This window comes from Pedobacter terrestris, from assembly GCF_052343045.1.
Lineage (GTDB): Bacteria > Bacteroidota > Bacteroidia > Sphingobacteriales > Sphingobacteriaceae > Pedobacter.
This window is the reverse complement of record NZ_CP180264.1, coordinates 3228238-3242702: the sequence shown is the minus strand read 5'-3', so window position 1 is coordinate 3242702 and position 14465 is coordinate 3228238. Positions and strand designations below refer to the sequence as shown.

The window sequence follows — 14465 nt, the reverse complement described above, 5'->3', positions numbered from 1 at the left end:
ATTGACGTGAGATTGCTTAACGCAAATGCGTTAAATCTTAGTTGGAGATGAAGAAAAATTAGGCAGAAAATTGAGCCATGATCAGTTTAGAGAGCATTTTGTAACGGCGTTCAGCAATGGCTCCGTTAACTAAGTCGATATGTAATGCTTTTAAGATCATGTATTTAATGATAACCAAGGTAAGGAAATTAATCTGGAATATGAAAATTAAAAAATGAAATAAAAGTTTTTATTGTATTCTGAATGACTAGATTTACCGCACACTTTAACCAAATTCTTATGAAATTAGTATCCTACAAAACGGAAGATTTAGAGCATCTGGGCATTTTTATTGATGGCCATATCTACAATTTAAACAGCTGTGATAAACTGATTCCAGACAATATGAAGGCTTTTCTTGAAGGTGGATTGGAATTGATGGACCGCGCTAAAAAGATTGATCAGGATTTGAAAACAAAGAAAATCGAAGCCAAAGAAGAAATTTTTTATGAAATATTAGCTCCTGTGCCACACCCAACAAGTTGCCGAGATGGTTACGCATTTAGGCAGCATGTTGCAGCGGCGAGGCGAAACCGCAAAGTAGATATGATTTCTCAATTTGATGAATATCCGATTTTCTATTTCACCAATCATAATGCAATACAAGGGACCGGAGAAATTGAATGTATGCCAGATCATTTTGACAAATTAGATTTTGAGTTGGAAATTGCAGCTGTTATTGGTAAGAAAGGTAGAAATATTAAAGCGGCAGAGGCAGACGAATATATTGCAGGTTATACCATAATGAATGATATGAGTGCCCGCACATTGCAAATGGAAGAAATGTTGTTGAATTTAGGTCCGGCGAAAGGGAAAGATTTTTCTACAGTTATTGGCCCATGGTTGGTAACACCAGACGAACTTGACCCTTACAAGGTAGCGCCTAAAAATGGTCATACCGGCAATAGTTACAATCTTACAATGACTTGCAGAGTAAATGGAATTGAGGTTTCGCGCGGCAATGTTGCAGATATGGACTGGACTTTTGCAGAGATTATTGAGCGTTGTGCTTATGGGGTTGATATTTTGCCGGGAGATGTAATTGGATCGGGAACAGTGGGTACAGGTTGTTTTCTGGAACTGAATGGAACAGGCTTACTAAACGATCCGGATTATACTGCACAATGGTTACAACCTAATGATGTTGTAGAAATGGAAATAACCGGTTTGGGCGCTTTAACCAATACAATTACTAAAGTAGAGACTGATTTTTCTATCCTCGCTCTAAAAAAATAGAAGACCAGTTTGAATTTGTCATAAATTGCCTTTTTATATGCTAACTTTATCAACAGCCGATCTCTCTCCGTCACAGCTCCAGAATTATCTTCAATATGCCATTGCCCCAAGGCCAATTTGTTTTGCATCTACTGTAGATGAAAATGGGGAGATAAACCTGAGTCCCTTTAGTTTTTTCAACATGTTTAGCAGCAATCCGCCTATCTGCATTTTTTCTCCGGCAAGGCGTGTGCGAGACAATACCACGAAACATACGCTTGAAAATGTACTAAAAGTTAAAGAATGCGTTATCAATATTGTCAATTACAACATGGTACAACAAATGAGTTTAGCCAGTACAGAATATGCAAAAGGTATAAATGAATTTGAGAAATCGGGTTTTACAATGCTGCCTTCACAATTTGTAAAACCTCCACGCGTTGCAGAAGCGCCCGTTCAGTTTGAATGTACAGTGAATGATGTTATGCCGCTAGGCGAAAAAAATGGTGCCGGCAATCTGATTTTTGCTGAAATAAATCTTATCCATATCAGAGAAGATATTCTGGATGATGATGGTAAAATCGATCAACAAAAAATAGATTTAGTAGCCCGCTTAGGCGGAGATTGGTATTGCCGCGTTACGGCAGATAATTTGTTTAAAGTGGCCAAACCTTTAGCAACGTTAGGCGTTGGTGTTGATGCCTTGCCTACGCCTGTGCGTTTGTCTAAGGTTCTAACGGGTAATGATTTAGGTAAACTTGGCAATATTGAGCAAATGCCTTCAATTGAAGAAATTGATCTGGTTGCTAATCATCCGGAAGTAAAAGAAATTTTAGATGCTACAATTGGAGATGCTACAAACCGCGAACGTGAACTTCATGAACTGGCACAACACTACCTTCAAAAAGATGAAGTGTTTTTTGCTTTGAAAATACTTTTACTTTAAACTTATTTTATCTTCTTAAGTTTATTAAACCATGAATACAATTGTACAGGTAGATCAATATATCGCCAAGTCGGCAGAATTTTCAATTCCCATACTCGAACATTTGCGTTATCTTGTGCATCAGGCAGATGCCCGTATACAAGAAACTATAAAATGGGGAATGCCATTTTTTGAACTGAAAGGTACCGTTTGCCATATGGCGGCATTTAAAAACCATTGTGCATTTGGTTTTTGGAAAGGTTCATTGATGGAAGATGATATGGGGATTTTTAAAGAGCGAAAAGATGCGATGGGCTGGTTGGGGCAAATTCGTTCTTTTAGTGATTTACCCGCTGATGAAGTTTTGATTGCCTATATTCAGGCTGCAATTAAATTAAATGAAGATGGAGTTAAGCTTCCGCCGAAGCCAAAATCATCAGCGCTCAGAGAATTAATTATTCCCGATTATTTTTTAGAAGCCCTTGAAGCCGATGCGAAAGCAATGAATATTTTCCAGAACTTCAGCTACTCAAATAAAAAAGATTATATTCAATGGCTTTTGGAGGCTAAAACTGAAGCAACAAGAATGAAACGTTTAGCTACCGCTGTAGAATGGATTGGTGAAGGAAAAGTTCGAATGTGGAAATATCAAAAATAGGACTATAATAAACTGACGATTTTCATAAACCTTGTTTTATAATAGCCTTCTAAACTGGTAATGGTTACGCCGTGCGCTTTTCCAGACGATGCATGAATAAATTTAATACCTTCATCGCCAATAGAATATACAATACCAACATGGCCAATTCTGCGTACACGAGAATTGCTGCCTGTAAAAATCAAAATGTCGCCAACTTTGGCGTTTTCAAGGTTGGTTTCTTTGCCAACCAAACTGAATTCACGTGAAGAACGCGGAACTTTGAAGCCAAAATTACTGAATACATAACTCACAAAACCTGAACAGTCAAAACCAACTTTCGGATTGCTTGTTGCATAACGATAGGGAATTCCCAGCATGCTCTTTGCAAAGTCGATAATACTTTCTGGTTGTGTTGTATTGGTTTTCTCTATACCATTAACTGCTTTTGGCAGTTTTGCTGTCAGTACTTTAATCAGTTCCTGGTATTCGGAAGGCAATACTGTTTGCGCTTTTCCAACACTTGCTGATAGAATGAAAAATAAAATTGGAAATATGATTTTCTTCATTGCTTTCAAAGATAGAAGAAAAAAGTTTAAAGTATTAAAATGTTGAAAATGCGTGTGCTTTTTTTTTACCGAAGGTTTAACCTGTATGGCGGGCAGAAGGGGTTGGGGTTTGCGGGAAGGATTGAAGACATCCGCTTCAAACGTTTTTTCCATCTTTTCCGCGTTTCCGGGAGAAAAGATTCTTTCGACATTCTATATGCTAAAAAATCAGCTCAATTTTGTTGTCATCCTTTTAGCGGATTTTCAACAAAATTGAGCTGATGTAGTGTAATTTTAAATTTCTTTGCGGTTGCTTAGATTGTTGAGAAAGTAGTTTGCGCCGGAACACCCAATACCGGAATTGGTTTCATTTGTCCTTGAATGGCGCCAATTAAACCAATAACCCAAATCACAAATAAAGCAATGTATACAATCCAGAACACTGTAGCGATGGTTGCAGAAAGGGTTACGGCAATTAAAATTCTGGCCACAATACTCAGCGCAATATTGGTTAAGTGAAACATCAATGTTTGTCTTAATTGGTAACTACCAAGTGCTGTTCTGTTGTCTTTGTGTAAAGCAAAATAGGCAATTAGCCAACCAATAATTGTAAAATAGCTAACAATTCCTGCCGTTTTTCCATCAGAAGTTGTGGTAAAGTTTTGTGTTTCCATGGGATGTAATTTTAGATGAATTTAAATTTATATTAAAAATTACAAAGCCATGAACAAAAACCATGCAAAAAATAATTAGGGAGTAGTTACTGCAACAGGTAAAATTTTTCCATTAAAAAATTTATGACCGGTTTTGGCGAAATCTGCAATGTATTTTCCCATTTCAAACGCCATAACCGGACTTTGATAACCTGGAAATGCAGCTTCCAGCATTTCTGTCTGTGCAGAACCCAAAGCAAGGCAATTTACTTTGATGCCGGTTTCTGCAAGTTCAAAAGCCAAACATTCTGTTAAAGTATGCAGTGCAGCTTTACTTGCAGAATATGCAGACAAACCTGGGAATTTCACACTGCCCTGAAAACCACCCATACTGCCAATATTCACAACATGACTTCCATTGTGTAAAAGCGGAATAACATTTTGAATCATCCTGAAATGTGATATTACGTTACTTTGCAACATTTCGCCCAAATCCATTTCGGTAGTTTCTAAAAAAGGCTTATTGATTAAAGCCCCGGCATTATTGATAAGAATATCTACAGAACCTAGCCGTTCTTGTAAAAAAGGAATTAATGCAGCATAATCGTCATTAACAATGTCAAATTCTACGGGAAGCAACGTACAATCGGGGTTTATACCGCGCGCAATTTCCAGCAGTTTTCGCAGTTTATCTGCAGAACGTGCAATGGCAACAATTTTATTTTCTTTTTGAAGGCTAAATTCCAGAGCGGTTTCAAAACCTATTCCGCTGCTGGCGCCGGTAATTATTATGTTCATTTAAGGATGTTTTAAACTGTTGAATGTTCCAAAGTCCGAACAACTTTTTTGGTAATCCGGTATTGACAACTACTGAAATCTGAGCATAAACTCAATTTTCAACTTCAAAATTAATTAATAATTGTTTCTGATCAAAAAAGGCAATACAGTAGCTACAAGCCAAAATCTTGCCGTACCGGATGTTCAATAACATACAATCCATCGTTTATTAATTTTTTATGATCTGCTTCTTTTGCCGCTTTTATTTCCAAATAAACCCTTACCTCTTTTTCTAAAGTTGGATTCGTTTTTTTCAATATCAATAATTCCAGTATTTCTAAAGCACACAACCAATCCTGTCGATGCACCGTTCTAAGTTGTTCAAATATTGCTGCAGCATCCTCAAAATCATCGTCGCGCTCACGCACTTCGCGAACGCGTTTGTATAATTGATGGAGCAACTGTGTTTTTTCATCATACAAAATCGCGTGTGTTTTTTCCTCACTGATTAATGCAATTTCTTCATAGGCATCTTTATCGGCAGCGCCATTAAAAACGGAAACAATTTTCTCACCAACCGCCATATCGTAAGTTCCCCATTCAGGAAGAAATAAGGTATTTCCCTCTCCATCAACAGCTGTACAGTTTTCAAAAACAATTAAAATAATCTTATCGGCAGGCTTTACAATATTTATGATATGTCCTTTTACAGAAATCCCGTTGCTAAATTTTAGCGTCACCTGTTCGCCTACAATAATTCCGGATGTGTTAAGCTCTGCCTCATCGAAGTTTTCTAAAGCTTTTTCTATTCCTGCAAGTTTTCCTACCGGAGATGAAAATCCGTATTTGTGATAGGTTTTTGCATGTCCTTCTAATTGTTTTCCGTCATAGGCAAGCGCTGTAGGGCCGGTTGTTTTTATAAAATTGACCGCGTCATCTGGTGCCAATCCTAAATCTGTAAAAATTCCGCTTACCTGCAAACCAGAACTGTATACTGCCGTAGCCACATTTTTGCAGGCAATTGCTTTAAGAATTCCTTCGGCGCCGCCAACCCGAAACGCCATTGTATTGGCAAAAGTTTCAAGAACATCAATCAGATTTTGAAACGTTGGCGTTACAAACAACTGAGGTTGCGGTTTAGTAATATCGTATTGATGATGAATAGTATCAATGCTATACCACAATTTTTCTACTTCCTTTGTCATGCACGAGGCGCTCTCTCCTATAGAGGAAAGCAAACCTGCACCGTAAATTTTTGGATCTTCTAACGTGCCAATCAAACCATACTCTACTGTCCACCAATGCAAACGGCCTAAAAGCGCCATTTCTGAAGGATCGCCCATATTTTCGCTAATGTATTTCAACTTGCGCTCGGCAAGGGCAATTTCTTGTTGATCTGCATCCTTAGATTCTTTCAAAATAGAAAGTTTCCGAATGGCTTCATACAGTTCAAAATCTTTTTCAGAAAACATCGCTTTTGCGCCGATAGATCCAAAATAACTTAGATAATTGTTGTAATCAGTATCGGCAATAATTGGCGCATGACCAGCACTTTCATGAATAATATCTGGCGCAGGCGTGTATTCGATATGATTAATCTGCCTGATGTCTGCAGCAATAACCAATACGCGGTACGCTTGGTATTCCATAAATGCCGCAGGTGGAATAAATCCGTCAACCGTTACCGCGCCCCAGCCGATTTTGCCAAGATTATCATTCATGGTTTGTAGATCCGGAATGTATTCTATACTTAAACCCGCGCGTTCTAAACCTTTTATGTATGGATAGTACGCTACATTTTTAAGATAGCTGTAATTCTGGCGCATTACATAACGCCAAACCGCCTGATCTATAGGTGTATATTTTTTGTAGTTCTGGGCAACAATAAATTGCTTTAGGTGCCGCGGTAACTTGGCTACCTGTGGATTATTAAAATCGTTGAAGTGGCTCATGGATATCTTGAATATAAGTTGGTTGCTTGCTAAGGTATGATCTTGAAGCAAGCATTACAAGATTGGCAGGAGTTATTTTACTGTATACTGAAATAAAAGAAAAATGAAGGCTATAGATGATCGGAGCCGATGCTAAGCTTGGTCTTTTTTGCCGAGTTTTTTTACGCTAAAAGTAAAATAGTGCTGATATATATAGCTGAATAAAGCCATTAACACAGATACTGCAATTCTGGATAACATGGCCAATGTTGGGTATTCTCTAAAAAGTTCTAACAAGAACTTGAGTAAAACGTAATTGGCCAGAATATTAATAAGCTGTAAGTTCAGGAAACGGAAAAGCTGTACTCTGCCTTTAAGCTCGCTATGCGTAAAAATTATATATTTATTAAGCAAAAAACTGGTCGGGATGGCAATGGCATAGTCGAAAAAAAGTGACGCCGTTTCTCTTTGAACCACTAAGAAACCAAAGTTTATTTCTTTGGTTTTGAAAATGAAAAAATAGGCAAAATAATAGCTTACAATACCTAAAAGAAGGGTTCCTCCACCAGTTGCCAAATAACGGAAATTGTGTAGCGAAATAAACTTTTTGAAGGGCGGATGGAAAAAATCGATACAAGCTAAAATCAGTCGACGCATTTATTTCTGTGGATGTTGAGCGTGCAAAGTTAATTTTTTCTGTAAACTATCAACTATTGTAAAGTAAAAGCATTTGCAAAAGGGCAATATGCTTTTACTTTAGGTGATTATATTTTATTTTTTCGGATCGGCATGAACCATGCTTTCCATTGCTGTTTCAAGATTAAGTTCCAAGCCTTTTGCAATGCCTAAGCCCAAACTCATATCTGCACGGAACCAATGGCAAAGCTGGCGGTTAATAATATCGTCTTTTTTCGGTCCGTTAATTCCGCTCATCGCACTTACAATATTGGCAATCGTATTTTTTTTCGCCTGTGGATCCATCAACCTATAAAGATTTCCGGGTTGCGTGTAATGATCATTTTCCCCTTCCGCATTGCGGTCATAATGATCTGCAATTAAGGATTCCAATGGCCATGCAGTTTGTTTATAACTTTGATCGGCTTCTATGTCGTCAAAACTATTTGGAAAATAATTTGGGTTTCCACCGCCATTTCCGTCAACGCGCATGAAACCGTCTCGCTGGTAATTGTTAACCAGAAACGGACAGCGATTTACTGGGATTTGTTCGTAGTTTCCACCCAAACGGTAGCGTTGCGCATCTGGATAGGAGAGGATTCTGCCTTGCAACATTTTATCTGGCGAATAATAAATTCCATCTACAACATGTGCAGGCGCAAAAGCTGCCTGTTCTACGTGGGCAAAATAATTATCCGGATTTTCATTTAATTCCAACTCGCCAACTTCAATTAACGGAAAATCGCCATGTGGCCAAACTTTAGTTAAATCAAAGGGATTGATGTGGTAATTTTTTGCCTGATCAAAAGGCATAATTTGAACAGATAAAGTCCATTTCGGGAAATTGCCGCTTTCGATAGATTCAAAAAGATCTCTTTGTGCGTGATCTGCATCTTGCGCTTTCATATTTACCGCTTCATCATTGGTAAAGTTTTTTATTCCCTGTTGGGTTTTAAAATGAAACTTCACATAAAATCTTTCCTGTTTCGCATTGTAAAATGAAAAGGTATGGCTGCCAAATCCATCCATGTGGCGATAAGAAAATGGCGTTCCGCGGTCACTCATCAAAATCAAAACCTGATGCAAACTTTCCGGATTCAAACCCCAGAAATCCCACATCATTGTTGGGCTTTTCATATTTGTTTGCGGATCGCGTTTTTGTGTATGGATAAAATCGCCGAACTTTTTTGGATCTTTTACGAAGAAAACCGGTGTATTATTGCCCACCAAATCCCAATTTCCATCTTCAGTATAAAATTTCAAAGCAAAACCGCGCGGATCGCGCTCAGTATCTGCCGATCCTTTTTCACCGCCAACTGTAGAAAAGCGAAGAAATACTTTCGTTTTCTTGCCAATTTCTGAGAAGAGTTTGGCTTTAGTATATTTTGTAATGTCTTGTGTAACCGTAAAAGTACCATAAGCACCAGAACCTTTTGCATGTACAACCCGTTCTGGAATGCGCTCTCGGTTAAAATGCGCCATCTTTTCGTGAAGGATAAAATCCTGGATTAATATTGGCCCGCGCGGACCAACAGTCATGCTGTCTTCATTGTTGGCATAAGGAATGCCAGAAGCGCTTGTCAGTTTTTTCTTATCGCTCATCGTTTTAATTTATGTTTTGTTAGCCGAAGAAATTAACTTTCCTGAGATCACTTTAACGATTTTTTCTGCGTTAAAATTTCGTTTTTTCTAAGGTCTTTAAATCTACGAAAATCTACTCGTTTTTAGAATAGCCTGGTTCTGCAACAAAATCTATTACCGCGCACCAGGTATAAGATGGATGTGGCTGAATGCTTACACCAACAAGGTTCATGTTGCGTTTCTGATCGATAATATTGAAACGATGTCCAAGTGACGGAACGCCGCAATCCAGCAACAAATGGCACACAATATCCAGGCTATTAGAAAATCCAAAATCTATGTTTTCGCTCATAGATCGGTTTGGGAAATATTTTGATAAACGTACGTTGAAATGATCGCCGTTGCTGCTCTCATGTGTATCAAGATTGTTTCTATCCAAATCTATCGCGTGGTTTTTACTCAAGGTTGTCAATTTATCGTTCGGGAAAAACATTGGTAAATTCTTGGTGCTTTTCATGTGTTTAAGCAAAGAAATGTAATAGGGATTGTTTCGCGTTATGCGCAGTTCATTGTAATTGCGATACTGGCGCATTTTGGCATTGTAGGTATTGATATAATCTTCCAGAAAAGTGTAATAGAATTTTTCGCCATCAAGGCGGATGAGATTCATGTACATAATTACGTTTTTCTCTTCGTTAGAGAGGAAAGCGGAGTTGGCGGCGGTGTTTGCCTTTGTAAATTCTGCGTTCGTCCATTTTTGCGCATGTGTTGTGCTGAATACAAAAACAATGGATAGGAATAAGAGTAAAGTTTGTTTATACATTGGGCGATTATGAAGCATAACGCCCAATAGCAGAATTTATTTTTATGTAGGGGCGATGAATACCCAAATAAATACGCCCGGAAAATTATTTCAGGGCGTATTTTAATATGGTGTAAATTATAAAAACATACCGCCAGAGGCTTCAATGCGTTGTGCATTAATCCATCTTGCATCATCGGTACATAAAAAGGCTACAACGCCGCCAATATCATCTGGTAAACCAACGCGGCCTAAAGCTGTTTGTGCAGCAATGTGCGCATTTACTTGTTCATTATCGCGTACCGTTCCGCCGCCAAAATCGGTTTCTATTGCGCCCGGAGCAACAATATTAACACGTATACCTCTTGCACCCAGTTCTTTCGCCTGGTATTTTGTTAAGGTTTCCATTCCGCCTTTCATCGCTGCGTATGCTGCATATCCCGGAAGTGAGAAACGCGCCAAACCTGTAGAAATGTTAACAATTGCACCGCCATCATTTAAAATAGTTAGGGCTTTTTGAGTTAAGAAAAACGGCCCTTTAAATTGGATATTAACCAAAGTATCAAATTGCTCTTCTGACGTTTCTGCAAAACCAGCATGAATGCCAATACCTGCATTGTTAATTAAGAAATCAAATTTTTCTGCTTGGAAAGTCGATTTTAGAACGGACTTTACTTCGTTCAAAAAAGAATCAAAGGTTGATGCTTTTGCAACATCCAACTGCAATGCAGCGGCTTCTACGCCTAAATTCTTAATTTCGGCAACAGTAGCTTCTGCTTCTTCTTTTTTGGATTGATAGGTTAAGATTACGCCAATTCCTTTTTCGGCAAGTTTTAATGCGGCATTTTTTCCTAGTCCGCGGCTGCCGCCTGTAACCAAGGCAATTTTATTCTGTGTTCCCATTTTTTCTTGTTTTTTGATATTCAAAGGTAAAGGCAATATCGAAAAAAAAATGGTGACAGGTTAAGATAAAATGGTGAGTGTTTAAGTTTTATCTGGTGAGAATTTCCGGTTTTTGTGCCAAACTTTGCAAATATGCTTCGCGATACTGTTTGGGCGTTTGTTTGGCAAAATGTTTGAAAAATTTGGTGAAGTTAGATGGATCGTACGTAAGTATCCGTGCAATTTCAGCAATTGGCATATTGTTTTTCTCCAGCATAGTTCGAGAGATATCCATCAATCTTTCTTCAAAAAAATAACATGGAGAATGGCCTGTAGCAGATTTAATGGTATTGCTTAAATGAGTTGGATGAATGTGTATAATCTCTGCAAAATCGCGTATTTCAAACATTTCTGTTGCCCGGCCAGAAACAATATCATCCAGATGTTTGTCCAATTCTTTCAGATAATCCGCAGCAATTTCATGTTGACGTGCGAAATATTTATTGGGAATTTTCATGCCTCTTTGATTGATTTTTGATACAAATATATTAGAACTGGGGATTTGAATCGTCCGGGTTTTATCATTTTGCGCGCCAAATCAAGGCTCAGTTTGTTGAGGATCGTTATTATAAACTGGTAAAAGTTACACTAAATTTTCCTTCACTTATCGTCTTTGATGTTCCATTTCCGGCAATATCTGTTCCGGTAAAAGAAAAAGTTCCGGTTACCCGGTTTTCATTTACTGCAGTAATTTTTACGGTTCCACTTTGCGCAACCCAAGATGAAGCCAGACCAGAGGCATTTTCCGAATACGTAAGATACGCGCCTGTAGTAGATACCGCGTAATCTCCAACGCCGTGATACGCACTTAATGAAAGATTAAAAACCACGCCAGAACGTTCGCCAACAATTTGTAAAAGATTACCAGCTGCGCTGTATAAAACGGCGCTCGTTGCCGTACTTTCAAATGCGTTACCGTCTACTTTGGCACTTACCGATTCTGGTAAAGGAACATCCCATTCTGGGTGATAGTTGATGGTTTTTTTACATGAACTGAAACCGATTAGTAAAATTGCACAGATAATTTGAATGGATTTCTTCATGGTTTTGAGTAGCTTTTACGTGTCAATCTAAAGCATGTTTTCGGCAAAAACTGCGGTAAATTTTCTGCTAATATAATAATTCTAAGTGCTATAAGTTAAAAACTGATGCAGATGCTGTGTAGTTTAAAAACAGTATGTTATGTTAAAAGCTTTAACTATCAGTCATTCATTTTTGTTTTATGGTTAGCTGTCTTAAAGTTCAAAGATTAAATTAATCTGTGTTGAACGTGTGTAGCGTACGTACAAATTTCTCTCTCTGGTACCAATCATTGTATACCAATTCTATTTGTTTCACCTCAAAAGTGCCGAAATCAAAATTTCTATACCGCTCAATCAACGATAGCAATTCGTTAATTTTGGCAAGAGGGTTTCTAAACCGTACAACCGTAGAGTGAGCAGTTTGAATGGCATATCGTTTATCAATACTCTGTTGCAGCGCAGACGCTTTAAATATTTTTCTAAGTGCGTCTCTAATTTCATTTAAGGTATCGGTCAGAAATCCCTGAAGAAGAATGCAGGAAGGTGAAGCGGTTAAGCCTTTAAACTGAATATTGAATGGAGAAAATTCCTTCAAAACTCCATCAATTAGATTTACGTAGTCTTCAACTACAATATCATCCAGACTGAAGTCTTCATAACAGGAAATGATAGACATTACAGTAACGTGCAAATCCGAATTTTGATAGTAATATTGATCGGGTTCAATTGCTTTTAATTCGGATAAAAACTGCTGGATGTTTTGCTTCGTATCGGCATCTGGCCGGATAACCAGCGTGATTCCAAAACGGTGATCTTTAGGATCATCAATTAATGAATCAATTTCGTACTCCGCGTTGCCGATTTTATTTATCGCATTTTGATAAAGATTATTATAATGTAAAGCAAGGTTTTCTTCGCTGGTTTGCATGGGTAATTAATGATTTAACAAAATTTTTAACCTGGTTGCGAATATACAGAATGGCCTTAAAACGAAAAGACCTTACTGCGCAGCAAGGTCTTTTTCGTCGTTTGAGTATTTTATGCAAGCAGATTTTTCCAGCTTACTGCATTATTAACGATGTTTTGAAGATCGGCAATAGCAACACGTTCCTGTTCCATACTGTCGCGGTGGCGAATGGTTACTGTGTTATCTTCCAAACTTTGATGATCTACTGTAATGCAAAAAGGCGTTCCAATTGCATCCTGACGGCGATAACGTTTTCCAATTGCATCTTTTTCTTCATAAATACAGTTGAAATCAAATTTTAGTGTATCCATAATTTCGCGCGCTTTTTCTGGTAAACCATCCTTTTTAGTTAACGGGAAAACCGCAACTTTATATGGCGCCAAAGCCGGATGCAAACGCAATAAAGTACGACTGTCTTGTTTTTCTTCTGTGCTTAAATCCTGCTCTTCAAATGCATTGATCATGGTAAGTAAGAACATACGGTCTAAACCGATAGACGTTTCAATTACATAAGGAACATAATTTCCGTAAGGTTTTCCTTCTTCATTCAGGTCGTTGTCAAAGTATTGCATTTTCTTGCCAGAAAACTCCTGATGTTGTGAAAGATCGAAATCTGTACGACTGTGAATGCCCTCTACTTCTTTAAATCCGAATGGAAATTCAAATTCAATATCAGTTGCTGCATTTGCATAGTGTGCCAGTTTTACGTGATCGTGATATCGGTATTTCTCTGGAGATGTACCCAAAGCCTGGTGCCATTTTAAACGTGCACCTTTCCAGTATTCAAACCATTTCTGATCTTCTCCAGGGCGAACGAAAAATTGCATTTCCATTTGTTCAAATTCGCGCATGCGCATAATAAACTGACGTGCAATTACTTCATTACGAAATGCTTTTCCAATTTGTGCAATTCCAAAAGGGATTTTCATTCTTCCGGATTTTTGAACATTCAGGAAGTTTACAAAAATGCCCTGTGCGGTTTCCGGACGAAGATAAACCTCGTCACTTCCTTCTGCCATTGCACCAAATTGCGTGCTGAACATCAGGTTAAACTGGCGAACATCTGTCCAGTTTGAAGTTTTTGAAATCGGGCAAATTACTTTATAATCTACAATTAAATCTTTTAGCTGTGCTAAATTCTCTGATTTAAGTGCAAGGTTCATTTCAACCTCAAGCGTTAAACCTTTTTTAATAAATCTCCAGCTGGCTTCACCAACAAAAGGATAATCAGATTGCGCCAGAGTTTCAGTTTCTGCTTTAAAGCCACTGATCCAATTTGCCTGGTCTTCATCAGTTTTAGCCAAAATGCTGTTCTGGAATTCTTCAAATTTAGTTTTGTTTTCTGCGCTGAAAGTGGCCAGTTCTGAATACAACTCATCAATTTTATTCTCCAACAACTGATCGGCGCGGTAACGTTTTTTAGAATCTTTATTGTCGATCATCGGATCGTTAAAACCGTCAACGTGGCCACTGGCTTTCCATACTTTCGGGTGCATAAAAATTGCAGAGTCAATTCCTACAATATTTTCATGCATCTGAACCATGGCTTTCCACCAGTATGTTTTGATGTTGTTTTTGAGTTCGGCACCCAATTGGCCGTAATCGTAAACGGCGCTTAAACCGTCGTATATTTCGCTGCTTTGAAATACGAAACCGTATTCTTTGGCATGTGATATTACATTTTTAAATTGTTCGTCGTTATTCTTTTGAGCCATAATGCAGCAAATATAATAAAAAGGTGGAGGGTTTAA

15 protein-coding genes are annotated in these 14465 nt (G+C 38.1%); 3 read left to right on the top strand and 12 right to left on the bottom strand.

What is annotated here, in order from left to right; translation table 11 throughout:
- Positions 1-279: 279 nt before the first annotated feature.
- The 3 genes from ACJVDH_RS13685 to ACJVDH_RS13675 are packed head-to-tail and all read left to right on the top strand — an operon-like array spanning position 280 to position 2837.
- Complete coding sequence (locus ACJVDH_RS13685) at positions 280-1275, top strand: fumarylacetoacetate hydrolase family protein (RefSeq protein ID WP_443943969.1); 996 nt, start codon at positions 280-282, stop codon at positions 1273-1275.
- A 37-nt stretch (positions 1276-1312) separates the two neighbouring features.
- The gene (locus ACJVDH_RS13680; RefSeq protein WP_443943968.1) at positions 1313-2200 is read left to right on the top strand and encodes a flavin reductase family protein; all 888 of its coding nucleotides are present in this window, start codon (positions 1313-1315) and stop codon (positions 2198-2200) included.
- A gap of 31 nt (positions 2201-2231) precedes the next feature.
- On the top strand, positions 2232-2837 hold the full coding sequence (locus ACJVDH_RS13675; RefSeq protein ID WP_443943967.1) for a YdeI/OmpD-associated family protein: 606 nt from the start codon (positions 2232-2234) through the stop codon (positions 2835-2837).
- A 2-nt stretch (positions 2838-2839) separates the two neighbouring features.
- On the opposite strand, the gene ACJVDH_RS13670 is transcribed toward ACJVDH_RS13675, so the two are convergent.
- From ACJVDH_RS13670 to ACJVDH_RS13615, 12 genes are all read right to left on the bottom strand, one after another.
- On the bottom strand, positions 2840-3385 hold the full coding sequence (locus ACJVDH_RS13670) for a C40 family peptidase (RefSeq protein WP_443943966.1): 546 nt from the start codon (positions 3383-3385) through the stop codon (positions 2840-2842).
- Between the two features lie 293 nt (positions 3386-3678).
- Positions 3679-4038 (bottom strand): DUF4870 domain-containing protein, encoded by a 360-nt coding sequence (locus ACJVDH_RS13665; RefSeq protein WP_443943965.1) that lies wholly within the window; start codon positions 4036-4038, stop codon positions 3679-3681.
- A gap of 75 nt (positions 4039-4113) precedes the next feature.
- Entirely contained in the window at positions 4114-4815 is a 702-nt protein-coding gene (locus ACJVDH_RS13660) for an SDR family oxidoreductase (protein WP_443943964.1), read from the bottom strand.
- 152 nt (positions 4816-4967) lie between these two features.
- On the bottom strand, positions 4968-6746 hold the full coding sequence (locus ACJVDH_RS13655) for an aromatic amino acid hydroxylase (RefSeq protein WP_443943963.1): 1779 nt from the start codon (positions 6744-6746) through the stop codon (positions 4968-4970).
- A 132-nt stretch (positions 6747-6878) separates the two neighbouring features.
- Positions 6879-7382 (bottom strand): GtrA family protein, encoded by a 504-nt coding sequence (locus ACJVDH_RS13650; protein WP_443943962.1) that lies wholly within the window; start codon positions 7380-7382, stop codon positions 6879-6881.
- A 114-nt stretch (positions 7383-7496) separates the two neighbouring features.
- Positions 7497-9002, bottom strand: coding sequence for a catalase (locus ACJVDH_RS13645; RefSeq protein ID WP_443943961.1), 1506 nt, complete (start codon positions 9000-9002; stop codon positions 7497-7499).
- Between the two features lie 112 nt (positions 9003-9114).
- Positions 9115-9804 carry a CAP domain-containing protein gene (locus ACJVDH_RS13640; protein ID WP_443943960.1) on the bottom strand — a complete coding sequence of 230 codons (690 nt, stop codon included), beginning with the start codon at positions 9802-9804 and terminating at the stop codon, positions 9115-9117.
- Between the two features lie 117 nt (positions 9805-9921).
- On the bottom strand, positions 9922-10686 hold the full coding sequence (locus ACJVDH_RS13635; RefSeq protein ID WP_443943959.1) for an SDR family NAD(P)-dependent oxidoreductase: 765 nt from the start codon (positions 10684-10686) through the stop codon (positions 9922-9924).
- An 88-nt stretch (positions 10687-10774) separates the two neighbouring features.
- A complete protein-coding gene (locus ACJVDH_RS13630) occupies positions 10775-11182 on the bottom strand; it encodes a helix-turn-helix domain-containing protein (RefSeq protein WP_443943958.1) in 408 nt (135 codons plus the stop codon).
- A 109-nt stretch (positions 11183-11291) separates the two neighbouring features.
- Complete coding sequence (locus tag ACJVDH_RS13625; RefSeq protein ID WP_443943957.1) at positions 11292-11768, bottom strand: DUF6252 family protein; 477 nt, start codon at positions 11766-11768, stop codon at positions 11292-11294.
- Positions 11769-11979: 211 nt separating this feature from the next.
- Positions 11980-12675, bottom strand: coding sequence for a 2'-5' RNA ligase family protein (locus ACJVDH_RS13620; protein ID WP_443943956.1), 696 nt, complete (start codon positions 12673-12675; stop codon positions 11980-11982).
- A gap of 110 nt (positions 12676-12785) precedes the next feature.
- Positions 12786-14429: a glycine--tRNA ligase gene (locus ACJVDH_RS13615; protein ID WP_443943955.1), complete on the bottom strand. Its 1644-nt coding sequence runs from the start codon at positions 14427-14429 to the stop codon at positions 12786-12788.
- Positions 14430-14465: the final 36 nt, after the last annotated feature.

Coding starts and splice junctions, on each gene's coding strand:
- ACJVDH_RS13645 (WP_443943961.1), bottom strand. CDS start 9,002: ATGAGCGATAAGAAAAAACTGACAAGCGCTTCTGGCATTCCTTATGCC.
- ACJVDH_RS13675 (WP_443943967.1), top strand. CDS start 2,232: ATGAATACAATTGTACAGGTAGATCAATATATCGCCAAGTCGGCAGAA.
- ACJVDH_RS13680 (WP_443943968.1), top strand. CDS start 1,313: ATGCTAACTTTATCAACAGCCGATCTCTCTCCGTCACAGCTCCAGAAT.
- ACJVDH_RS13660 (WP_443943964.1), bottom strand. CDS start 4,815: ATGAACATAATAATTACCGGCGCCAGCAGCGGAATAGGTTTTGAAACC.
- ACJVDH_RS13620 (WP_443943956.1), bottom strand. CDS start 12,675: ATGCAAACCAGCGAAGAAAACCTTGCTTTACATTATAATAATCTTTAT.
- ACJVDH_RS13635 (WP_443943959.1), bottom strand. CDS start 10,686: ATGGGAACACAGAATAAAATTGCCTTGGTTACAGGCGGCAGCCGCGGA.
- ACJVDH_RS13615 (WP_443943955.1), bottom strand. CDS start 14,429: ATGGCTCAAAAGAATAACGACGAACAATTTAAAAATGTAATATCACAT.
- ACJVDH_RS13685 (WP_443943969.1), top strand. CDS start 280: ATGAAATTAGTATCCTACAAAACGGAAGATTTAGAGCATCTGGGCATT.
- ACJVDH_RS13655 (WP_443943963.1), bottom strand. CDS start 6,746: ATGAGCCACTTCAACGATTTTAATAATCCACAGGTAGCCAAGTTACCG.
- ACJVDH_RS13670 (WP_443943966.1), bottom strand. CDS start 3,385: ATGAAGAAAATCATATTTCCAATTTTATTTTTCATTCTATCAGCAAGT.
- ACJVDH_RS13640 (WP_443943960.1), bottom strand. CDS start 9,804: ATGTATAAACAAACTTTACTCTTATTCCTATCCATTGTTTTTGTATTC.
- ACJVDH_RS13625 (WP_443943957.1), bottom strand. CDS start 11,768: ATGAAGAAATCCATTCAAATTATCTGTGCAATTTTACTAATCGGTTTC.
- ACJVDH_RS13630 (WP_443943958.1), bottom strand. CDS start 11,182: ATGAAAATTCCCAATAAATATTTCGCACGTCAACATGAAATTGCTGCG.
- ACJVDH_RS13665 (WP_443943965.1), bottom strand. CDS start 4,038: ATGGAAACACAAAACTTTACCACAACTTCTGATGGAAAAACGGCAGGA.
- ACJVDH_RS13650 (WP_443943962.1), bottom strand. CDS start 7,382: ATGCGTCGACTGATTTTAGCTTGTATCGATTTTTTCCATCCGCCCTTC.